The 23,342-nt window shown below is 52.0% G+C and carries 15 protein-coding genes and 1 pseudogene; 9 read left to right on the top strand and 7 right to left on the bottom strand.

What is annotated here, in order from left to right:
* Window positions 1–505: 505 nt before the first annotated feature.
* From HX812_RS24925 to HX812_RS24890, 8 genes are all read left to right on the top strand, one after another.
* Window positions 506–769 (top strand): hypothetical protein, encoded by a 264-nt coding sequence (locus tag HX812_RS24925; RefSeq protein ID WP_016978907.1) that lies wholly within the window; start codon window positions 506–508, stop codon window positions 767–769.
* 135 nt (window positions 770–904) lie between these two features.
* Window positions 905–1,786 (top strand): hypothetical protein, encoded by an 882-nt coding sequence (locus HX812_RS24920; protein WP_016978906.1) that lies wholly within the window; start codon window positions 905–907, stop codon window positions 1,784–1,786.
* A gap of 173 nt (window positions 1,787–1,959) precedes the next feature.
* The gene (locus HX812_RS24915; RefSeq protein ID WP_038848925.1) at window positions 1,960–2,193 is read left to right on the top strand and encodes a hypothetical protein; all 234 of its coding nucleotides are present in this window, start codon (window positions 1,960–1,962) and stop codon (window positions 2,191–2,193) included.
* A gap of 8 nt (window positions 2,194–2,201) precedes the next feature.
* Complete coding sequence (locus tag HX812_RS24910) at window positions 2,202–3,173, top strand: DUF3800 domain-containing protein (protein ID WP_025999945.1); 972 nt, start codon at window positions 2,202–2,204, stop codon at window positions 3,171–3,173.
* A gap of 548 nt (window positions 3,174–3,721) precedes the next feature.
* The gene (locus HX812_RS24905) at window positions 3,722–4,831 is read left to right on the top strand and encodes a hypothetical protein (RefSeq protein ID WP_016978905.1); all 1,110 of its coding nucleotides are present in this window, start codon (window positions 3,722–3,724) and stop codon (window positions 4,829–4,831) included.
* A 102-nt stretch (window positions 4,832–4,933) separates the two neighbouring features.
* Window positions 4,934–11,332: an ATP-binding protein gene (locus tag HX812_RS24900; RefSeq protein ID WP_038848927.1), complete on the top strand. Its 6,399-nt coding sequence runs from the start codon at window positions 4,934–4,936 to the stop codon at window positions 11,330–11,332.
* A 229-nt stretch (window positions 11,333–11,561) separates the two neighbouring features.
* Complete coding sequence (locus HX812_RS24895) at window positions 11,562–13,466, top strand: ATP-dependent endonuclease (RefSeq protein WP_016978903.1); 1,905 nt, start codon at window positions 11,562–11,564, stop codon at window positions 13,464–13,466.
* Window positions 13,463–15,205: a UvrD-helicase domain-containing protein gene (locus tag HX812_RS24890; RefSeq protein ID WP_016978902.1), complete on the top strand. Its 1,743-nt coding sequence runs from the start codon at window positions 13,463–13,465 to the stop codon at window positions 15,203–15,205. The genes HX812_RS24895 and HX812_RS24890 overlap by 4 nt, the downstream gene beginning before the upstream one ends.
* A gap of 229 nt (window positions 15,206–15,434) precedes the next feature.
* On the opposite strand, the gene HX812_RS24885 is transcribed toward HX812_RS24890, so the two are convergent.
* From HX812_RS24885 to mobH, 5 genes and pseudogenes are all read right to left on the bottom strand, one after another.
* Window positions 15,435–16,076, bottom strand: a complete 642-nt coding sequence (locus tag HX812_RS24885) for a restriction endonuclease (protein WP_200864542.1) — start codon at window positions 16,074–16,076, stop codon at window positions 15,435–15,437.
* 156 nt (window positions 16,077–16,232) lie between these two features.
* On the bottom strand, window positions 16,233–17,873 hold the full coding sequence (locus HX812_RS24880; RefSeq protein WP_016978901.1) for a hypothetical protein: 1,641 nt from the start codon (window positions 17,871–17,873) through the stop codon (window positions 16,233–16,235).
* Window positions 17,874–18,950 carry a hypothetical protein gene (locus HX812_RS24875; RefSeq protein ID WP_016978900.1) on the bottom strand — a complete coding sequence of 359 codons (1,077 nt, stop codon included), beginning with the start codon at window positions 18,948–18,950 and terminating at the stop codon, window positions 17,874–17,876.
* A gap of 116 nt (window positions 18,951–19,066) precedes the next feature.
* A pseudogene (locus HX812_RS32160) lies at window positions 19,067–19,271 on the bottom strand (hypothetical protein).
* 327 nt (window positions 19,272–19,598) lie between these two features.
* Complete coding sequence (mobH, locus tag HX812_RS24870) at window positions 19,599–21,323, bottom strand: MobH family relaxase (RefSeq protein ID WP_038848930.1); 1,725 nt, start codon at window positions 21,321–21,323, stop codon at window positions 19,599–19,601.
* A gap of 220 nt (window positions 21,324–21,543) precedes the next feature.
* Between mobH and HX812_RS24865 the strand changes: the two genes are divergently transcribed.
* A complete protein-coding gene (locus tag HX812_RS24865; protein WP_007901093.1) occupies window positions 21,544–21,741 on the top strand; it encodes a hypothetical protein in 198 nt (65 codons plus the stop codon).
* A gap of 131 nt (window positions 21,742–21,872) precedes the next feature.
* On the opposite strand, the gene HX812_RS24860 is transcribed toward HX812_RS24865, so the two are convergent.
* Both HX812_RS24860 and HX812_RS24855 read right to left on the bottom strand, forming a co-directional pair.
* Complete coding sequence (locus HX812_RS24860) at window positions 21,873–22,832, bottom strand: ArdC family protein (protein WP_016978897.1); 960 nt, start codon at window positions 22,830–22,832, stop codon at window positions 21,873–21,875.
* Between the two features lie 131 nt (window positions 22,833–22,963).
* A complete protein-coding gene (locus tag HX812_RS24855) occupies window positions 22,964–23,293 on the bottom strand; it encodes a hypothetical protein (protein ID WP_016978896.1) in 330 nt (109 codons plus the stop codon).
* Window positions 23,294–23,342: the final 49 nt, after the last annotated feature.

Here is a 23,342-nt window from a genome sequence, read left to right as displayed (position 1 = left end):
GCCGAGTAGGGAAACATGAAACGAATTTTGGTTGCCGCATTGCTATCGCTTACGAGCTTAACGGCATTTGCTGATGGGGAATCGTTACTGAAAAAGTGCTCACTCGTAAGTGAGCCCCGGCCTGTTGCAAAGACTACAAACGCTGAGTTTATTCTGATAGGTCAATGCCTCGGGATGGTAGAGGGCGTTGGTAATACAATCGCGGTGTTGGGTGAAGCTCTGCCTGAGGCGCGGCTCTGTTTCCCAAAAGCGTACACCACCAAAGATGGTGTTCGTGCAGTTGTTGCCTGAATCAAAAACAATCCCAAAGATTGGTCTGACTCAGATACTGGGATGGTAATGATCGCGCTCGCTACCGAGTATGGATGCGGATGAAGCCATTCGACTATGATCAAACAATTCTTGGAAAATGCTCAACTGCCCCCCAAGCTCTGGCCTAACAAACTGGGGCCGAGGACATAGAAGGACACCAATCTTGGCGTCTAAACAATGAAGGCTAATTAGCATGGACGATATGGACGAGCTTGAGAAAATTGACTTGGCCAAACTGGCCCTACCTGGTCACATCAATGATGCGGTTGTCTATCAGCTGAGGGAAATCAGTCGGGTAGGAACTGTCGGCCAAATCCCATTTGAGGAAGGGAGGGCCGATGGTATTTGTGTTGGTCTGCGTCTGGCCGGCGCACTGGACAATGAGCAGGAACAAGCACTGAAAATGACGCTCACCAAGGCAATCATGCGCAAGCAGCGTGAGCTACGTCCGTCGTAGAGGAAAACGACCAGGTACGCCCCAAGCCCCGGCCGCGAACCGGGGCCGTAGAGAGAGGCACGATTCAAGCGTCCAGAATCGTTGCGTTCATTTTGAACGCATCTCCCCGTGTTAAGCCCAGAGAGGAGTAGTTTTATGACGAAGACCATAGACAAGGAGTTTGTGCGGCAACGCGACGACGAACTGATCACGCAGGGCTTGAAACTGCACCAGCGGCCGTTTCACGTGGTGGTGGCCTGGATGAAAGCCAATAGCATTTCCGGCGATGTGTTCGACAAGGCGATGTGGGACCCGCTTATGGCGATCTACCATACGCTCTATCCCGCAGGTGATTTCTCGATGCCAGCGATGCTCAAGGGCAGCGTGGCGCTGCGTGACCAGATGTACCCGGTTCTAATCGCCATCGGATATGGGTCCGTTTCAGTTGACCTCCTCGACTGCATCGAGATACCGCACGATGAGCTGGAGTTTATTTTCCAACAATACCCAGAACAGGGTTGGCGTGCCTTTTATGGCGTCGCCGACCTGTGGGATTTCGCCTATGGGGTTAGTGATCTGGAGCATGGGACTGGGGATGCGCCTCAGCTACTCGCTAACGCGCGCTCGTCCCTCGCGGCGACCGCTCGTATCCTCGCCGGTGACATCGATATCGACGCTGCCGTACAGACGATCTGCTTGACCGCCGAACTGGCGCTCAAAGGGGCACTTGCCGCGCGCGGCTGGACCGAGGCGCAATACCGGAAATTGTCGCACCACCTTGTCAAGCTAGCCGACGCGCTGATCGGCGAGGTTTCGACTGCGCACGACGATCGCCTTCGCGGCGCTATCGCGCATTTCCCTGACTATGTCGGTACCCGATATGCATCGCACGGCATGACCCGGATCGAGCTGATGGTACTTGCGATGCGCGCTCAGTTTGTGGCTGCCGAGACGTTGCGCCGTGTGTCTGATCGCGATCTCGCGTCGAAGCTAGAAGCTGATCCTAACAACTTGCCGCGACCAGTTCTTTGGTGCTGATGAGGTTGCGCGCTGCGCTGTCGTTCAATGAACGTCAGATGATCAGGTCATTCCTGGCCGTTTAAAAAGGTCTTCTACTGACAATCACTGATAGAACGGAAATCGTGCGCAGTATCGCGAAACGGCTTAGGGTGTCATTTCGCCTCCAGCCGGAACCGACCTCAGGTAGACCCATGATTGATGACAGCTCCGAAAAAATAGTGATCGATGCCGGCCTGTTTAGATTTCCCGGGCAGGACTTGATGAAGAACATCAATAAGGCCTACACGCTGTATTACGACGAAACGAACAATATCCGAAGCCTACCCTTGACTGGAACCGGATTCAATCATGAGGTTCTGGATTGCTTTGTACTCGGGGGTGTAGCGCTGGGGCCAGGGGCCAGCCTGCCTGATATTATGCCCTGAGGGCACAATTGAGAATTCAGCCATCAGTCAAAGAGTTGAAGCTAAAGCACCTGGCCCAGGGGGATTACATCACCTGCCTCAGCTCCAACAAGCTGGAGCAGTTCCTCACATGGCTTCTGGAGTCGCAAGCTTACATTCACTTCTCTAACTTCAGCATCTTGAACTGGTCGATAGTCGACCTGATTGACTCGCTGCTAGATCATGATCAATTCGAGACCTACACATCCATTCGGGACGATCTGAAAAACGATCTGCACGCCATAGTGAGGCTAGAGCCACTTGGGTATTTCCGGCTACTAAAGACCTTCGACTACCCGAACGTACCGTCAGCGCGAATACCCGAATTCCTAAAAGCTGTACGCCAGTTTCTCTTCAGTGGCGGCTTCACGTTCAGAAACATGGCAAGAATTGCGCTCTCAGACCTTCTCCAAGAGGCTTCCAGGGTCACTACGCTGTTGTATCTTTGCGGCAACGAGAAGGATGAGCTGGTGAGTGGTTTTGATACAGCCTTCATCCATAGACTTGCCACATTCGTGAGATCGGTTCACGTATTTGACGAAGAACCGCGGGTCCGGGAAAGCCTTGAGCGCAAAGAAATTTCGTGGGGTGGCCAGCCCGTAAGCTACCGGTTCGCAATTTCACACAATGAACCTGCCATACAGATCTCGGACATTCTCTGCGGGCTACTGGGCAAACATTTCAGCTTTATGGAGAAGTGCAGCATTGATCACCTGGAAGAAGCGAGTGCAAAGCTGTCAGTGCAACAGCGCCGCAACGCTGATCTGGTGGCTAAGCTGATCGACAAAGCAGATAAGGAATGCCCTGCCTTCATCTTTAATCAGGCACCTCATGAGAGCAATGCCAAAAGTCTATGGTTCTTGCATGGGGTGCTAGGGGTCGAGTGTTCGAATCACTCCGTCCCGACCATATTTTTCAATGAGTTAGCCCAATCTGAAAAGGTTGGGCTTTTTCATGTCTAAAAAATACTCCCACATTTACTCCCACGGATATCTTGGATCTCGGTAGATATGCCACTTGAGAGGCGTTCGACTCTCGTATCCCCGGGCAGCTCGTATCAGTGCAAGAGCCAGAAGGTGCGAAGACGCTTGTTAAAGGGGTGCCGATTGTAAAGCGGTTGCGGTTGATGCTAAGTCGCGCCGCAAAGCGTGGTAAGCCCAAAGCCTGTAAATACAGTCAAGGTCGTTCTCTCCGAAGAACATTTCAATAGGGCTCTACCTGGGGTTTAAGGGCAGTAGAATCATAAATTTGCCCCCAAATATGCCCCCTGTCGCAGGTGATGGATGGGAAATCGCTATTAGGGAGTTATCGCCATTTTGTCGGCCATCCACAGTCATCCAGCGCTCGGTGTCGGGACGTTAACATTTTACCATGGCCGTCTGGTGCAAGGTTTTGATCTACTGGCGTCATCACACGTCTCGTGCTGCTGGCGATGGTGGTTGAGTCGGGATCGTGGCTCCATCGCGCGTTTCAGAATACGATATGGCCAGAGCCTTACAGGGAAGAGCGAATGGGCAGCACTATACAGCAGCATTTGGACGCTCCAGAGGTCTCACTCGATCAGCACGTGGATAGTCGTCGAGCCGAACTCGCACTCGCTTTAGAGTCACGCCAAGCTATTTACCTAGATATTAAGTTTTGGATTTTACTTAGGAACGTCGTAGCAGAGCAGGGCAGCACAGAGCGGCAGCGCGAGCTGTTGACGATTCTGAAGGAGCGGGTCGCTAGCGGTTTGGCGTTCTGTCCCATCAGCGAGAGCACGTTTGCCGAGCTACTCAAGCAAAGCGATCATCGCACAAGGGGGGCTACGGCAGAGTTGATTGACGAGCTGAGTCTAGGCGTTGCGCTGATCCCGTTTGACACGCGTTCATCTATGGAGCTTGAGCGCTTTATCTCATCGACAAGCATGACAGGGAACTCTCCGCCCTTGGGAGGGATGGTATGGTCCAAGCTGAGCTATGTGCTGGGAATTGTTCATCCAGCAAACACCGGTTTCGATGCAAATACTGAGCTGGCGGTTCAAAAGGCATTCTTCGATCATATGTGGGATATTCCATTATCCCAAATGGTGGAAGTTCTTGGTGATGGCATGCCACTTGGACCTGAATACCGAGATCTCGCTGACACCTTAAATGCAGCTAGTGCACACCATGCCCGGGACCTTCGTAGTTTTCAACAAACTTACCAGATTGAGCTGCGAGGAGCCCTTGACTTGTTCGCGCCAGTAGCCGCTGACATAGCTCGAAAAATTGCTGAACGGGCCATGAGCCAATCAATGCCGAGAGAGGGATCTGAGTGGGATGGTCTTGTTCGACAGTGGTACGCACTGCTGATCGCAGCCTTCAAGAAGGATGAAGTCAAAGACGCCCTTAGGACGATCCACATCAACACTTGCCTTCACGCGGCCGTGCGATGGAATAAAACGCAGCAACTGGAAGCAAATGACTTCTACGATTTTCATCATGCGGCTGCGGCCCTTGGATACTGCGATGTGTTCCTCACTGAGCGAGGCCTGAAGTCGATGGTCACAGCCAAGCACATTGCTCTTGATGCTCGATACGCTTGTAAGGTCGTAGCGAGTGTTGATGAGGCGATTACGGTGCTTCGTAGTCAGGTTTGATTGTCTGAATCAAGCATATCGTCATTCCGCATCGTGCGCTCCTTGATGAAGGGATACTAAGTTACAAGGCGCTGATGCGCTTAAGTGGATCGGAGAGTAACCATGGCAGGAGCTGAGGCGCAGGCCGGCTTTTATTACCAGAATTTGGTCGCAGCACTGCAGCTGCTTGAGTTGATCGACATTGGCTCCAGGGTACGCAGTGTCACCTTAGAAAACCCCGCTCGCGCGAAACACATCGATGACCTCATCATCGACACAGATTCGGGGGCCCGATTCGTTCAGGTAAAGTGGTCAGAAGATCAAAGTACCTCATTCACCTTGGCTAGCTTGGTCGCGGAGGATGAGGGCGGCTCACTTTGGGAAAAGCTGGCACGCGGATATCAGCAGATTCACTCTGAGCAAGGGGAGAAAGTCGTAGAGCTCTTATCTACGCGAAGGGCTGGTATTAACAAACAGCCTGCGCAGGGCTTTGTTCAAAGCCTGCAACAGTTCATTACTGAGTTTCATGAGCCCTATATATCGAGTGCTCCGGGCATGTCGATAGAGTCTGTTCCAGCATATCAATATTACGAACAGACTATTGAAAAGCTCAAACTAGCGTCAGGCATCTCCGACGCTGAAATATTCGCAGCGTTCTTGAGGTCTTTGCGATTCAAACTCTCGCAAGATGACCGCGATACAGTTTCGGCTCGTGTTAGGACTCGTTTGAGTCAGCTCGGTATCGAGCAACAACAGTTCGGCGTTTTGCTAGATGAATGTGTCAAATGGTCTATTGGAAGCGCGAGGATAACGGCAGACCTTGTTTTGGAGAAGTTGGGTCTGTCGGATCGCTTTGCAGAGCGCTTGAGCCATCGGTTCCCTGTCGATGAGGAATTATGGGTGCCAACCCCAGAACTTTTCATGGCTCTGGACAGGGCGCTAGAAAGTCTCTCCTCTGGTTTCATTGTCGTGGTTGGTGAACCAGGGGCTGGAAAGTCAACGGCGTTGACGAAATTTCTCCGTGCAAATTCGAGCATAAAGTTTGGATACTATTGTTTTATCCCGGACGAGCGGGCCGTGGGAAATGAACGATTGCAGGAAGATGCCTTTGTTCGTTCTGTATGCTCTGGTCTGAAGGATGCATATCCTGACTTTAAGTTCCCCAAAGCCTATGCGCCAGCATCGGTCGAACTGTTGAACGATTGGTTGCAGGAGCTTTCTAAAAGCAACGAGCGAGTTGTGTTTCTGATTGATGGGGTTGACCATGTCGATCGAAAAACTCGCGAGTCCCTACTATCCAAGCCCTTAACAAGTGTTTTGGATGGGCATCTTCCAGATAACGTATTGATCATAGTTACAACAAGATACGAGCAGGCGCTACCTTCTGCCATTGTTAGTCACCTTAGGCGGGAGTCCGTTAGACGAATAGTTGTCAAGCGGTTTGATCGTCTGCAAGTGTCTGAATTTATGCTGCATAGAGGCGTCTCGCATGACAGTGAGTTGCTAGAGCAAATCTTTGTTGTTTCGGCTGGCGTGCCAATCTACTTGGAATATTTGGCAAAAATACTATTCGATATGAATATCGCGGAGCGCCGAAAGTATCTGCGACAAGCGCCCACGCTGCGGAACGACAGGATTGATCACTTTCATGATCACATGTGGCAAGAATGGTCTGCGGACTTAGACACGGTTTATTTGATTGCCATATTGGTCGTTCGGCAAGAATACACCACACCAGAAACGCTAAGAAAATTGCTCGGAAGCGTTAATCATCCACTTTCTCTCGCGGTGGTAAAACAGAAGTTACAGGCAATCAGCTACGTATTGAAGGTGTCAGAAGCAAAAGGGTTTGCGATCAATCACGCTAGCCTTGCCGAGTTCGTAAGCGAGCGTACTGCCGATTATAGATCTGAGATCACACGTGCAATTCTGGATTGGTATGAAGCGGAGCCTACAACTGATGAATCTTGGCGTCATAGATTTCGGCATTTATTAGATGAGGGGCTTCACGAAGAGGCGCTTAATGCCTGCGATGACGATTGGGTGAATCGGGCTTGGAGTTGTTACAGACCAATGAGTGAAATCCAGCGGAATCTGGATCTGATTTGGCGAGCAAGTATTCAATCTAACGATCTCGTTTCCTTCATACGCATCGGTTTCTTAAGGCAACAGGCAGGGTTGATTGAGCAGAATGTGGAACTCAAGCCTGTCGAAATGGCGATGACTCTTATGGACATCGGGCTGTCGGATGGCGCGTTGAGTGCGGTTTGGGACGGCGAGTTTTGCATGGTCTCCCCCGCTGATTTTGCGCTATTTGCTGAGCATTATGCATGCCGGATCGGCCGTACGCTCCCTACAGCTATCGTTCGCGAGTCACTTGCCACCCGCGGCAATTCTGGTTACCCAGGAACCGCTGCTATATATCGTGTGGCTAGTTTAGTTATGGAACCTGCGGCGCTGTTAGGAGAGATCGCTCAATTGCGTTGGCAGTCAAAGCGCCAAGGAAGTCACGCGATTGCGGCTGCGGAGGCTATAGAGAATGGCAAACTCAATCTTGAGTTGCAATTAAAGGTACTGCAGAGCCTTGTTGATCGCGTCTCAATCGACAAGCTAATTGCTATCTCTAGCCAGAAGCTGCCAGATTGTATCCTAGGCGCTGCATGCCAAGCAGCATTGGCGGTGGCATATTCAAAGTCTGGCTCTATCCCCGACGCCATCGTTGTTGCGGAGGGCATAAAACTAGAGTGCCTACCCCATGAGTTTCTAACGTGGGTGCAAGTTCAGTTTGCGCGTTACCTTATTCCTTTTGTCGGTGTAGAAAGCATTTCCATCCCCACAGTGCCGAACACACTGGCTAAGAATCACCATTTTAATCCAGATCTGATTGGGATGTTCGAAGCGTTCCGAAGCTTCATGCTCAATCGAGTCGATGGTGCAGCCGCACTTCGTGCGAGTTGCGTCCACTTGAGGGCGCCTATTGGTGACATCGCTACTTCGCTGATTTCATTGGCTGAGTTTTGGGTGAAATCAGCCTCAGGGAAAGCAGTGGGTGATGGCCTTGTATCACTTAAGGCAATTTGCGATCGGCTTGCGATTCATCCGGAAACTTTCCAGAGTGATTCAGACACCCACTACCATGGTCACTTATATGCTGGTTCTGCCCACGAGCTGTATCAGCATGTATGGGATTGTGCCGCCGAGTTCTTAGACAAAGAAGACCAAACTGCTCTGGGCTCTTACTGGCTTGAGGTTAATGGTGGTGAACGATGCAGGCGTTTTCCATCCGCTACCCGCAAATTGGCCGAGTCCCTGATTGGTAACCGTGCAGCAGTCGCTGCCCAGATTCAGCGCAGGCTCTTGGATAGTGTTGAAGCAGCAGCACGTGCAGAAGAGGAGACGATGACGCTCGTGCCAGCTCTTCTTGACGTTGCGCGTACTTGGGGTGCCTGCGGATTCAGGGAGGAAGCCGTCCGTCTTTGGAACGATGTCGCAACCGTTGCATGCGGTGTTCACAACCGCAAGGACTATCAGTTCAGTGAAATACTCATCCCCCTGAAGCTTGCTCACGATAAAGACCCTGAAGGCAGTCGACATCGTCTAGCGGAACAGCTCGAACTTGCCCACCATTTAGAGGACACGGGGGCCGGGAAACAGGTGGCGATTGCTATCGAAGGTCTGTTGGGCCTTGTTGCGCAATGGTGGCCAGCTGAAGTCTTTCGGGGGGTGGTAGCCGAGGAGCGACAAATATTTCGTGAGCGTGCACTAGGTGGTGTGTTGTCGGAACTTAACGCCGTGTCGTCATTCGATAAACGGATATTGCTGGCAGTCCTGAAAACGATGTCTCGCTGGCAGAACTATGGGCACTTCGATGATGAGACGCTGCCCGCAATGCGGGGTTTCTTTGCGGCATTACTCAAACAACGCAGTTATGACGTAGCAGATGAGACCTATGAGTTCGCACGTCAAATGTTTTTGGTCGAGAAAAATCGGCCTCGGCTGTTAAGCGAATGGGCCGTGATGCGAAACGCTATTGAACCTGCCAACGAGGATGCGCAGCGTGACGAGGTGATGTATTGGGAGCCTGAGGAACCGTCGGAGGAGCAGTCAGAAACAAACTATTCCGACGATTTCAGAACGCAAGTTAAAGCAACATTGGAGAGACTTGACCCGGGCGACACCGCAGCATTCCGAGTGAAACTGGAGGAATTTGCTCATCAAGAGCTGAGGGAGAGGACAGCGACCAGGTTGTCTCAGGAGCGTGATGATTGGCGCCGAGCGCTGCTCGCCACGTCTTCGCTGAAATCAGTTCCCCCCGACCTTGATCAGGAATTTGAGGTATTCCTCGAATCATTCGAGCAGCAGATTCTTGGTCTATATGGAAGGGACGATGCACATTTGCGCGAGGCTGCCGAAGAAGTCGTTCGTGAGACTGTTGACGGGTTTTCGCTATTCGTTGGAGTACCACAACTGAGTTTCGCGCGATTTAAGGAGGCTTTCGATCTTGATGCCTGGCTTGACAAATTGCTTCGCCCAGTCGGCATTGGCTACCGTGTTGAAGGCGAGCTTCGTGCGTTGCTGCCAGACAGAATTCAGGGGGCTTCGTTTACTCAACTGCCCAGTTGGTTGGCGCTCGCTCGAGAAAAATTGACATCTGACGCACGCGCGCTGGCCTTGGTTGAGGTCGCGAAACGCTATCGTCTGGCGAACCCGGAGGAAGCATTTGAGTTACTTGAAGAGGCACGGGACTCCATCGCGGATTTCTTTTTCGAGCACTTGGATCTGTGCCGTGAAATATGTGAGTTGTCACTTGAAATTGATGCAAGTAGGGGCTGCCGCTTCATGCTCGACAGCTTCAGACATCAGTACAACAAGTACCCCACGTCACTGGTGTACAGGCTTGGAGGGCTCATTGATAGCTTGAATTCGGCAATGGCCTTGGACGGCGTTGCACTGTATGACACTTGGGCTCTTCACAATCGGCGCCTCACGGCCGGTCTGATATCAAAGCCTATAGAACATCACTGGATATCTGCCGAGGACGGGTTCGGTTTCGAGGGAGAGGCTGTCGGCTATTTGTTGGCGCTTCTAAAGTACCCTGAGATTGATGTTCGGCTACTGGCCGTGGAAGCCTTGGTGGAGCTGTGTGGCAAGAGACCCGATCTGATTGAATTCATGCGTAGTTACTGGCACATCCTGACCGACGGGCAGCGAGAGTACGTGATTTCGATGCTCGACTCGTTGGGTCGGTTGCACCCAGAGCTGGTGGAGCAATGGGCGTCGTGGTTATATGACGCAGCTTCTGGCGAGGCGCATTACAACATCCGCGCTTCGCTGGCTTTGGCGCTTAGTGGAGATAAGCGTCAGACAAGCCCAGCTCACCCCTTGGCTGAAAAGGCGCATGCGTTGCTTTTGCACCCTAGTATTCCAGAGGTGCTGAGTCCGCAACTTGTTGGTGGCGCCCTTTTTCCAGTTCCTTGGACCCAATACCAAGGTTGGGTGATCAATACTCTTTCGAAAGGCTTCGCCCACCCGAAGTTGATGCGCTCGGAGGCGTTGCGAATTCTCCATGAGACGTATCCCGACGCCCACGAAGGGTTGGAGCAGGAATCTGCGGTACATCGAGCGCATAACATCAATACCAACTTTGATGAGTTGGAGATTGCGGCGACGTTTGACGAGGCATGCCGATCATCGGTAAATCGCGCTGTTTCTCGCCTCATGGATGCGCGTGAGATCAATCCTACTTACCTCTCAGAAGCAGCAGAGGTATTGAGGTTGCGGGACCCTACCGATAGCTTGGTCAAGCCTGTCTCCCGTCCCGAGAAAGTAGACTGGCTGAGTGTCGCGGCATGTGATGCAGATTTCATGGAATTCGCTGACCTTGATGCTTGCGTAGAGGCCGCCCTTAGCGTTGAGGACGGCTTCGCCCGGTTGTTTGAGTACACTGAGCAGCGCAGCGGCGGCGAGATAGGCAGTCAATGCCAAAGGGCATGTGTTGTCCGAGTCGAAATGTTCGGTTCCCTCGCGACTGGGATGGAGCTTCCTAGCGCCACATTGTCTGCGTTATACGCGGACTCACGGATTCGCAATCGCAACTTGTACCGATTTGAGTTGCCTTGGCGTGAAGGGGGCGTTACGGAGCCGATCGTGCCGCTAGTGTCCTCTTCGTTGCGCGTTTTTCGAGGTAGGCACACTCGTGAGCTTGCGGCACTTTCTGGTGTCTGGAGGACGTGTTTCCCAGATGTTGAAGAGTGTGCCGACTATCTTGGTACGCGACTTAGGGGAGCCATGTTTAGCCGTGGAGTCGAGTGGCAGGAGGCCTTTGATCAAGGACGCCGATTGCACGAGCCTAAATCATCGGGTTTTCTTCTCGAAGTTGATGCTAATGCTCTGAAGAAGCTTGCGTTGGCAATGAATCTTCGGTTGTTTGCTCGGGTAGAGGTTGAGAGAACAACAGACAAGTACAAGCGAGAGGCAGAGATGCAGTGGGAACGCCGTGTTGGCGTGGTTGGCTTGTTCTAGGCGGTGTCCCAGGACTTTTATGCATCAGGGAAGGGCTGCACTTCGCGCTATTTACTGGGTAACTGACACGGTTGATAGATCGCAAATTGACTTCGCTGCCCAGCTCCTACGCTCATAAGTAAACATCAAACAGGTATGTGCGTACTGCCATCATGCAGAGAATGTCCGCCTCAGCCCGTGAGTGGGTGAGGCAGGAGAATCTCCTCGACTATTACAGGAAAGGACTCGAATGTATCTCCGCGCCTTGGAAATTGATGGTTTTAAATGTTTCAACACAGGCTTCACCATTGAGTTGCATGATGGCCTCAACGTCCTGGTAGGGGAGAATGGGGCTGGTAAAACGGGGATCATCAGTGCAATTCGGCAGTTGTTCAATGACTCCGAGTCGGGAAAGCGAAACATCCATGAGCGAGACTTCTACCGCGGCTTCGAGCCAGGGGCATTAGCTACCGAGGCTATTCGTATTGAGGCCACGTTCAGCGGGCTGGACCAAGATGAGAGCACAGCCTTTATCGATTGGTGCGGCCAGGAGCCTGAGGCCAAACTTACCTTCACTGCAACGAACCGGGAGTCGCGCGGCCGATATCGATACTCCATCTGGGGTGGGCATCAGCGGATCAAGCCTGTAGAGGTCGAAATCCTCGATCTGATCCACTGCGTCTATCTCCCGCCGTTGCGTGACGCCGAAGTCAAACTTCGCGAAGGTCGCCAGTCACGGCTTGCCCGGTTGATGAAGGCGCTTTGCCGCAAGGAGATCGACGAGTGCCGCAAGGCAGGAGTGGCTCATCCGCTCGAGCAGCGGGTTGGAGAATTCAATCAAGAGTTGGCCGAGAGCGATGACTACGCCATCAAGCAGGCCAACCAGCGGATTGGAGACAACCTCAAGGAAGCCTTGGGCATGAATCTCTCTCAGGGCACGCTCATCCAGTTTTCGGAGGTCAATTTCTCGAAAATTGTTGAGGGTCTCAGACTGCTGTATTACCCAGACCTTAATGGCGCCGATGCTACTCAATTCAGGTCACTCGAAGAGAACAGCCTCGGGTACAACAACTTGCTGTACATCGCATCGATTCTGGCGGAGCTGATCCTAGAGGTAGATGAGGACCGAGGTGAAGAGACGTTCCTGCGCCTACTACTGATCGAAGAGCCAGAGGCGCATTTACATCCTCAATTGCAAATCCGTTTGCTGAGGCACTTGCGAACAGTCGCGGCAGCGAAGGGGATCCAGGTCATTGTTACCACTCACTCCACCGTCATCTCGTCAGCGGTGTCCGTCGACAACATTATTCATCTGTCCCGCAAAGACCAGCCGATCGCAGTCCCTCTGCGTAAGTGCGGGCTTTCCGATCCAAGCCGTCGATTCATTGATCGCTGGTTGGACGTTACCAAATCGAACCTACTGTTTTCGAAAGGCGTTATCTTGGTTGAGGGTATCGCCGAAGCGATCGTTGTACCGGAGTTGGCTCGTATCGTGCTACGAGCATATGGGAAAGGCCGAGATTCCCTAGACGACTACGGCGTATCGATCATCAACTTGAATGGCATCTACTTCAATCACTTCATGCAGCTGTTCTGTGACGCGGATGAGAAAGTCCAAGCCAGCAATGTGCCGGTTCGATGTGCAGGGCTCACCGACAATGATCCTCCCAAGTCGGTCGAAACCATTGAGGACGATGAGGGTAAAAAGACAATTGTTCCTTACTTGCCTCATCAAGAGAGCTTTATGGCAGGCAGTAACCATGCCCTCAAGCTTATTCCGATCATTGCAAAATCCGAGTACGGAAGACTTTACGCCGGTAAGTACAAGACCTTCGAGTATGACATCGCCCTCGAGAGCAACAACCTGAGCAGGATGTTTGCAGTCGCCGCGAATCATTGGCCCACTCAAGGCACTGTCAAAAAGGGACTGGACGAGGCATCGGAATTGAATTTTGGCGACATGCCGAACGCTCAAAAGGCAGAGTACGCTGGGCAACTGCTGGATCGCATCGACTCTGATGACATGGGTAAAGGCCTCTATGCTCAAGTCCTGGCAGATGCCTTAGCGGAAAACTTGGAGGATTTCGTGGTGCCCGAATACATTCGTGCAGCCATCCTCTGGGCTTGTGAGGCACAGCCAGAGGGCGCCGAATGACGTTCCCCACCGATGAGCAGCGGGCTTATATAGGCGCTTCGCTGGAAGAGAATATCTACCTAAAGGCTTGTCCGGGAAGCGGCAAAACTGAAGTCCTTGCCGCCATGGTGTGCAAGTCGATTCAGAAATGGCGGCGGTTTCCATCCGGAATCGCTGTGTTGACCTTTTCCAATAGCGCGACTGATGAGTTGAAACTTCGGCTCACCGAACATTTGGGAGAGCCACTGGCACATCCCCATTGCGTCTCTACGTTCGACAGCTTCCTTCTCACCCATATCGTGGCAAAAATAGCGAGTCAGATAACAGGTTATCCGGGGAGGGATGGTGACTATCGCATCCGGCTCATCGATAAGACAGCCAACATTTTTCGCACGAAGACCAAGATATGTGGGAGGACGATTTCAGCGTGCAAATATGACTACGACCTGGACAGTAAGCGCTTCGTGTTCGCTACAGGAGAGCTGACGGATGTCCAGCTCAATGCTGCGGAGCTGAGTGCTGAGACCAAGCAGGATCTGGTCGATACCAAAAAGCGGTTTTGGAAGGGCGGGTTCGCAACCTACCGGGACATCGACATGATTGCCCTCATGGCTTTGAGAGGCACTCAGTTCGAAGAATATCTCGCCAAAGTCGTTCGCCGGTTCCCTATTACGGTCGTTGACGAGTGCCAGGACCTGTCCGCGGAGCAGTTGGACATTGTCAGGCAATTAGCTAGGCGAGGAATGAAGTTTCATTTTGTGGGTGACTTGAATCAGTCTATATACGGGTTCAGAAAATCAAATCCAGAGCGCGTACGGAAACTGCTGGATGATCTGCAATTCACTGAGTACGAACTAACTGCCAATTGGCGAAGCGGCCAGGCGATTGTCGATCTTTGCAGTGATCTGCTGAATGTCGCAAAAAGTGCTGGCAACCCAAACATCGAGCCATTGAAGCCGAAGCTGATTCAGTATCAGCAGTGCCCATCGGAGCTAACTCCCCTGATCATCGCCCTTGCTCAAGGCTATCAAGATGTGGTGATCGTTGCTCGGGGGCACAGCACACTCCAACGTTTCTCACGCGGTGGAAAGTTCAGTGTGTTGGAAGACTTGGCTTTGTCCTGTGTATCGATCGAGAGCCAAAACCTAGAGGAGGTGAGGCGCGCACTGAAGTCTTTCGCAGGATGGTTGGCTTTCAAGCTGAATCTCGAAGTCACTCCCGCGAGCCTCTATTGTCCGATTGAGATAGAGTCCAAGCTTGCGTGGCGCCGATTTGTTTTCAATTGCCTCAAATACCTGAGTGTTTGTGGGGCATCAGATATTGGTCTGACTTGGAAGCAATGGGCAGCACTCGCGAAACGTGCGATTCGGCAGATCCCTGACCAACCTTTCGCGTTGGAAGCTATCGCTGCAAAGCTTACAGGCCTTAAGGAGGTAAGCTTAGTCGCACCAGCGGGTTTGGGGTCCCAAGCGCTATCCGCTCGACTATCCATGGCGCATCAGCAACCGGCATCGACACGCCGCTACGCCACGATCCATCAGGTGAAGGGTGAGACTCATGATGTGACTGTTGTTGTCTCGTCGCTCAAATCGGGTTCCCAATCGCATTGGAAGGATTGGCTTAAAGATCCGCTTTCAGAAGCCGCGCGTTTTGCCTACGTCGCTAGCTCCAGGCCTCGTCACCTATTGATTTGGGGCGTGAAGGTGCTGAAACCCAACGAGAAACAGCGAATGGTTGAGCTCGGGTTTGATATCTGTTGAAAGGTATCTGTTTTCGAGTGATAACTAGAAAATGGAGTGTGCACGAAGCCGGCCGAATTCTCAGATGGTCATACTGTTATCGGTGAGTGACTTCATCGTAAAAATTACGGGCGCGCCTACGTTTCCAGCGCAATGGATGGCATAGAGTAAAGGCGGGGGCGAGGTTCCTCCGCCGAAATTTTTTAATGGTCGTTAATCCATTTCATAATTTCATCAAAATCTGCAAGTGTCATGTCCCAACTGCTGGAAATTTCATTGTCAACAAAATCTCTAGCGTCTTTCGTAAAAAAGAGGTTGTTGCTATGACTGTTTTATTTGGTCCTTCTTTCATGTTTTTCACGCCATGTAGCGCTCTCACAACTTCTACACCGACTTTGTTGTCTTCCGCATAGCGTTTGCATTCAATAAAGTATTTGTTTTTGATTCCAAGTTGGTCGGTGGATATCGCAATAATGTCTTTTCCGCCATCTCGAGTTCTTTTGGTAAGCTCAACTTCAAAACCTTTTTTTCGAAATATTTCCGCGATCAACTCTTCGAATTCACGAGGTGATATTTCTCTTATTAGCTTTGGGTTGCTTTTAAGTGTCGTGATCAGTTCGGGGATCGATTGCCAAAGCAAGTCGAGGTCATCGGCTTGGTAGAACTCTTGTAAGTACTCAATTCTTGGTTCGTTTAAAGTGTTCGCGCCAGTTGAGTTGTCAATGATGAAATTTAGGATTTCTGACGGGTATTCTGATGCTTCAAAGTTTAATGAGATATTGTTTCCACATTTGGCACAGGATAGTTCGCAGATAAGCTCGTAGATGCTTTCGGCTCCCATTGATCTTTCGGAGCCGCCTGTGCACTCAATGCTGAAGTCATCAATAGGCATGGTGTTTTTGATTTTGCACTTATGACATTCGTACTCAATATCACCGCAAAAATTCCACATTTTTAAATATTTCCTTGGGTAACTCTAATGTTACGTTTTTTTCAAAATGCTCAAAGTGAGCGTACACGACATTAACCGGGATGGAGAAATACATTGTTAATCGGATTTGCCATGTCGTAAATTGACGCGGCGATCGAGCGCATTGGTAGGCTTGAGTCGATCCAGTTGATTAGTATGTTCAAACGTACCGGGAGACGGTGCGGCCTGTTTATTTACAGGGTTCGGCACTGGTACTTGGGTTGGTGTAAGCGGGAGCGCTGAATTAGACGCTGTTGACGCTTGAACGAAAAGCACGTTTCCTATGACGAAACCGGTAATCAGAAGTAAGACGATGAGCAACCACACCCTGACATAATGTGTCGACTGACTCCTCAAGTAATCCCGGTTGCTGATCCGAACAGGGTTCAAAGCATTGTCAACCTCGGCCAGTTGAAGTACTCCATGGTAGTTTCGTTTTAGCAACTCTTCGATTGAGTCGAACGCCCTGTCAAACTGGCTGAGCGAACTGGAACGCGCACTAAAAACCCAAATGCTCATTAATAGGCACAAGATAACCACGACCCAAATGTAGGTCGAGGAGAATATCGCGCTGGTACTGGTGTCTTTGAGACCGTTGACTACCACGACGGTTAGCACAAATGTTAATAATACAAATATACCATTTTTAAGCGAGTCGATAAACGAATCAACGAGGTCATGGGTTTTTTTTACTGCATCGACGAGGATATCGGTGATCTTGCCCTTTACTTCAAGGTAGCTTTCTACGTTTTCTTTTAAATAAATTTGATAGTTTGAGTGGATCGCGTGAATTATTTCTGGATGATTGGATAGGTTTTTTAATTCGGTTATATACAGCGACAAGACATTGCGGGCGAGTCCGATTTTGTCAGCGTTTCCACCATCTCCGTAAGCCCAAGTTACCAATTTATAGAGTATGTCGGATCCTTCGGTCAAGTCATCTAGTGGTCCCGTTCCCGCTATTGTCTTGTATCCACAAATACGATATTCGAGGTGGTCCTTATCATCTAACTCTGCGGAGCTGGCAATAAATATCGCTGAGACTAGAGTTCGCGCTTTTTTAAAGAAATTATCAATGCCTCTCACACCGGTTGCTGTCGTAAGATTGAAGTCCTGCGGCACAAAAATGCCCGGCAAGGTTCTGCTAAAACAATTGTCCTGGAAAATTTCGAAGACAGACTTCCGGTTGATCTCCTGCTGTTGGTCACCGGTATTGGCTGCCGTATCCGCAGAACATTGAAACGAGATGCTTGAACTGGTAGCCGCCGCGATTGGAGCAAAGCATTCAAAAATCAGTGCACCCTCCATGCGTCCAGCCAAAACTTTTAATACCTGGAGAGTAGGGGTGCTTTCTAAGTAAGCGCCGAGCAAGGCCGGTGCGTATAAGGACAGTCGTTGATGTTGCACCGTTTTATGTACGATGAGCTCCACTGACATGCGGCATGTGTCATCTTCGTCATTCAGTTCGAAGAGCTCGTTTACGCGCGCGCAGCTTGCTTCGGAGAAGTCCGTTACACACCTTGAGTCCTCGTCGTATCCGATTGTCAGGGAGAACCTGTCACGGGGCGAAATCTGCAGTCGCCAGTACTTAAACGCATCATCTACTATGTCTCGAGCTTTAGAGATAGTGCAGAGCTCACCAGCGTTAAGTCTGTATTGGTCGAGCCGTTCCTCTGCTGATGAAATAGTTAGGCGAGAGGTGAAAAGGCTGCTGAGCATTTATTTCAGGTCCCAGGGCTTTTCGGTGAAGATTCCTGCAACATTAGGTGCGTCCAGCACCAAGACTGATTGGCCCGCCGGAGTTTTCGAATACCAGATCTTGTCGGGAAGATCAGGAATATCCTCGTCGTACGCCACACTGATTTGATCGGAGACTTTGATAGTTTGACGGCGAAAGGGTACTGCTGACGGGACTAGAGTGAACTGCCCATCAAATTTTCGTTTTTCCGGAAGCGAGCGTAACGTGGTCACGAGGTTTGGCAGCTCCTCGGCAAGTGTGGTGCTCAGTGGAGCATAGCTGGCAAACGTTTTGGTCACGAAATCATCGAAGTTCAACGTTTCGGTCTGCTTAAATGCCGCGATGGTGGCGTTGCGGAGGATCGTATAATCGACCGGCGATACACTCTTGACCTTGCCAAGTGTCTTCACCACCCACTTGACAGCGGTTTCGGTATTGAGCGCATCACTGCGTAGCTGTTGTAGCTCCAGCACCTCCTTCCACCAGTAGGTTGACGGTCGGGAGTGCGTGTCAAATACGAAGACTTGTTCCAATTTTCCTTGGGCATCCATGCTTACTTTGCAAGCCTTGTAAATTTTATTGGATTCACCAAGGCCAATTTTTTGTTTCAGATCGGTTTCATCAATAAATCGCTGATGCTCGATCTTCACCCCTAAGTAGGATAGCGAGCCTCCATCTACATAAAGGAATTGGAGAAAACTCCCTTTATTGAGAAGCCCCTTACCTGACCTATCCAGGTGCCCATAACGCTCTTCAGTATTTACTTCGATGCGCAGCAAACGTTCGGCTAGTGTCTGGGTCTCAGGCGCGGTTACCAGGTCTTTGCTGCCGAAAAATGCATTCAGGGAAGTTGCGAATTCGGTTGTTGGACTGGCCAATGTGTACAGGCGGTTCTGCGGACGCCCATGAATTTCTAATAGCAAGGCGCTCAAATAGGCTTCGAGATCTGCTTTATCTACGGGAATGGCAACGGAATTACATGTCTCAGTCTCGATATCGAGGTGATGTAGGCTTGTGCTGAGAATTTTGGCCTCGAGCACCGAAGCGATTCCATTCATGATTTTTCCTTCTGAAAACAAAGTGCGCCAATGTAATGTCTGATCCTAGCGCTTTTGCCAGCGGTCAGCGATTACATTTTGATATCACTTGGAAATCATCCCTGATTGATCCGGGGTCACGGTGGCGTAAGTAGGAGCGCAAGCGTCATCTTTATGAACTCTTCGTTGCGGTCAATCGCGGCCAAGGCGCCGCGAACGTTGTCGGCTACCTCTGACGAGCCGCTCCACCCAATTGGAAAGCTCCAGAATCGCCGCTTCAAGGGCGAGCTGGTTTTCGTTAATTTTGACGAGCAGTGAAGGGAGCAGGTCTGAATTTGGCATCGCGAATCCTCCGTGAAGAACTCGGCGTAGCAGTCGAACGTTGATAGGGTGATTTACTGCCGCCCCTTCCTATACAAGGGTCGATTCCCCAAGACGACAAACAAAGAACCGGTGGTGCTCGTGACAGGCCTGTGTGAAAGCCTGCTCAAAAATTGCTACAAGGTGAAGAGATAAAGCAGGACAGGCTAGGCGAGCCGGGGCTGCGGTGGATCCAATCCATCATGGACGCAATGCACCACCCACGATGGGTAATAAAGCGGTGTAACAGCGAGTCACTCCAGAGTCAGCTCTGCGCTTCGGTCCCCATTAGTGGGGCACTCTGGAAATTTAATCTTTTTCGATTTTAAGAAAGGGATTATCGGGCGGTATCAATTCAAAAAATAGCTTTGGATCCTCAATCAAATACCCCTTCAATGTGGTTTTTTTCCTAGGGCCTTGTACTTGGCAAATCCAGATGTTTAGACCGTTGCCTCGCTTCCTGTGGACCTTCAGTTTCTCGAACTGCTTCTGCACCCAGCGCCATTCTTCACCTTCGTGCTCGGCACCCTGTGAGATACCAGGAAACTCCTGAGCGTAGCGTTGGAAGAGGCCAGGTGTTACCAGAAACACAATGCCGTCCACAGTGTGAACCTTGGCCTTGCTGTCGTTGATGATCAGCTTATGACTTTGAATGCCTTCCCTGACCCAATTCAGGAAAACCTGACCAGGGTTATCCGACGAGGGAATTGAGATTTCGAGAGTGCTTGCTGACGATGCGTCGCTGAGCTCAGGCTCTTCCCGCTCGAACATGTCGAGCAGCGTTCCGAGGTAGTCGGCATCCTCCATCGCAATGGGATCTGGCTGCGATGGGCTTTGAGTTGATCTTGTATTGACAGCTTTGGGTGCTGGCGGTGATACCGGAGCGTCAGTCGAGTGGTTATCGACTGCCATGCTCACCGTTCCGCTGAAAGCCTCGGGGCGGTCTTCGCTCCCCCAAATTAAAGCCGGTTGGATGCGCAGAAAAGTAAAGGTTTGCTGCCAGTTCCCTTGTGCGACAAGAGCGGTCCAGATGGCTTTGCCTGCCGGGGTGGACTCGACCAACCCATGCGACTGGAGTTCGTCGAACACCGCGATGTTGGAGAAGGGAATGCCCTCAATCGATTGCGACAGCAGATAGGCTCGCAGCTTGTCCGTGACCGTCTTGCTGACGAGCCAGAGTGCGTCCTGGGTCAGCCATCCTGCGGCACCTGGCTGGTTGAGTTTCAGCTCGTGCTGAACCAGATGACGCAGTCCGCTGATCAAGTGATGTTGCAGCGAATGAATCGGGGCCTGCAGCGCCTTGCTTGGGTTGCCACCGATGTTTTGCGCGGTGGAGACACGGTCGGCCTGCATCACCAACTCACCGAGCACGCCAGCACGTTCGTACTGACCGGCCAGGACATACAGCAGACTGGCCCATAGCGGCGGAAAGCCACTGAGCCAGTCCAGGATCGTGCGGTCGAGAATCTGGGTGTAGAGCAAGCCTGCGGCGGCGCCGTGCAGGTGATAGTCGCGGCCTTTGAGGTAGCGAAAACGGTAGGGTTGATCCAGGGAACCCTGCCAAGGATGCCAAAGACGGCCATCCTGGCGTTCGACCACCAGGTCCACGGCGATCTTCCCGATGTCATGCAGCAGCGCGCCATAGGCGATGCCCGCCGACCACGCGTCGGTCTGGGCCGCCTGGTCTTCGGGCGCGGCGCCAGTGGGAAGCAGATACGACTGACGCAGTTTCAAACTGCAAGCGACCAGTTCCAGTCCATGGTCGAGCATACCGCCGAGATACGCATGGTGGTGGGTCTCGCTGGCCGGGAGTTGCTGGACCTGTTCGGCGTAGCGATGGATCGGATTTAAATAGAGCTGGATGAACTGCGCGTGGGAGAGGGCGGTGTACTGCCAGATGCGATCGAGCAACTGGCGGCGGTGCTCCGCAGCTAACAAGCTGTGAGCCGACTCGATGGGCAGGTAACCTTCGGCGACGTTGACGGTCAGTGGCGGAGAGGGCTTCTGCCTTTTGCGGCGAAACAGGCTGAGCATCGTGACCTCCGGGAAGTGGCTGGGTCAGTGGCCTTTTAGCCTTTTCGGATAGGGCTCTTACCCTTGACCCCCCATTCCTTTCCAACCCTTACCGTCCTTTTGGCGCGTGTCCCTTTGCGCGGCAATCGGAATATGGATACTGCTAGGCATCGTTTTGTTGGGGCTAGTACGGAAAAGACAAGAGTCGGTACACTGCGGTGCCTATTTTTTGGGTCTTGCCATGAACCTCACTGACGCCACGCTCGTGCTGCTGCTCGCGGCACGTATCCATGGGACCGACGAAGCCGTCCGGGCCTCGGCGAAGAGCGTGGTCAAGAAGTTGCCGCGCAGTAAGCGTGATCTGATCTACAAGGTAATCGATAGCCGAAGTCCGCTCGAGCTGGTGGATTTTCTGGCGCAGAACCTGGATGCGGAATGACAGGCTGCGAGTGTGTGCCCATCCCTGACTCTTTGCATCAGAGCCCCGCGGCATGGGGATTTTTCTGGGCGCAGAAAAAGGGCCCAACTCGCGTTGGGCCCTGTGATGCGATTGCAACGGTGAGTTAACGATCAAACTCCATCGTTCATGCATCGTGAGTCATCCATTACCATCTGCTTCAGCTGCTGCTCCAGGTTGAGTACATGCTCCGAGGCGCTTCGGGCCAGACCACTGGCGCGAAAGATCGCGCGTTTGTCAGCTTTGAGCAGGCCGAGCCAGGAGTCGATGTAGCCCTCGTGCCGCAGCTCCCCCTGTATACCGGCGTAGGCACATAAAAAAGCAGCGCCCATCTCGGCGATCAACTCCTCAAACGCGTAGCCTGGCGAGCCGAACGGACAGGCTGACGTCATGCCTTCGCGCTGCAACCGAGAGTGATGCCCGGTCCAGTGCGTCAGCTCATGAAGTGCCGTGGCGTAGTACCCGCCTTCATCGTGAAATTGTGCTTTTGTCGGCAGTTGGATGAGATCCCTGATCGGGTGGTAAAAGGCTTCGTCGGCAGGCCGATGAACGATGCGTGCACCTGAACTTAATAGCAGATTTTCCGCGGCGCTGTTGGGCTGGAAGGGATCACTCTGTTCCGTCTCGAGCAGGGTTTCATTGAGCATTTCGAGCCCCTCCGTTTGCTCGATGTTGAACAGAAAATGTGTCCTGAGAATGCCGAAGTGAGCGACCTTGGGCTGACCGTTTTCATCGAGTACGGGTTGGCCTGACTCGGTCTGTTCCTCGCGCTCCATCGGCTTGTAGAGCACCGCCAGAGTGCTGTGCTCACCCTTACGAATGTGCCCACCGGTCTTTTTGGCTTGGTTGAAGGTCAGCCAACGATCTTGAGTGAACCCCTGCAACCTGGCCTCGGCCCAGAGCAGCGGTAAATTGATGCCCGAATACGGACGTCGTGTGATGGCGTTGACGGGGTAGGGTTGATGACCGATGTAAGCGGAGCCACTTGAGGACCAGGGTTTGATCCAGGGAGCAACGCCTTGGTCTAACGCGGTAACGATCTTGTCAGTTACGTCTTGGTAGATATCGCGCATGGCAATTTCCTCGAGAGAAAACGGAGGAACGCCTTGCCCGTCGGGGGAGGGTTCCCCGGTTGGGTGATGGGTTGGATTGATGCAGGTCTTGCATGCCGCCCGAATGTGGAGGTGGGCGCCGCCCATTGCGCTTAGCGCTGGTGTTCTCCTGCAAGCGCTATCAGCAAGGCGGCAGGCTGACCCGGTTCTTGGAGTAGGCTCAGACTCAATTGCAGCAACGGGTCGTGGTGTAAGTGATCGGTTGGTTCAATGTGGATTACCTCGAACAGCACGTAGGGCTTGTGTGGATAGGCCAGGTGGGCTTCGAAGGCTGCGCGCAATACGTGGCTCAACCGATCGACCTGCAGCTTCTCAGCGTGATCGGATTGCTCGAGCAGTACTGCGCGTTGCCACGCGCCAGGGGTGAACACGATGGGCAACCGAAGGGTGTTCAGTGTTTGCGGTGTAAGTGAGTCGGGCATGGTATGTCTCCGTTGAAAACGCGAAGAAACCGGCTCTTCGCATTTAAGG

This window comes from Pseudomonas sp. IPO3749, assembly GCF_013386605.1.
Lineage (GTDB): Bacteria > Pseudomonadota > Gammaproteobacteria > Pseudomonadales > Pseudomonadaceae > Aquipseudomonas > Aquipseudomonas azotoformans_A.
This window is presented reverse-complemented; position numbering and strand designations above follow the sequence as displayed.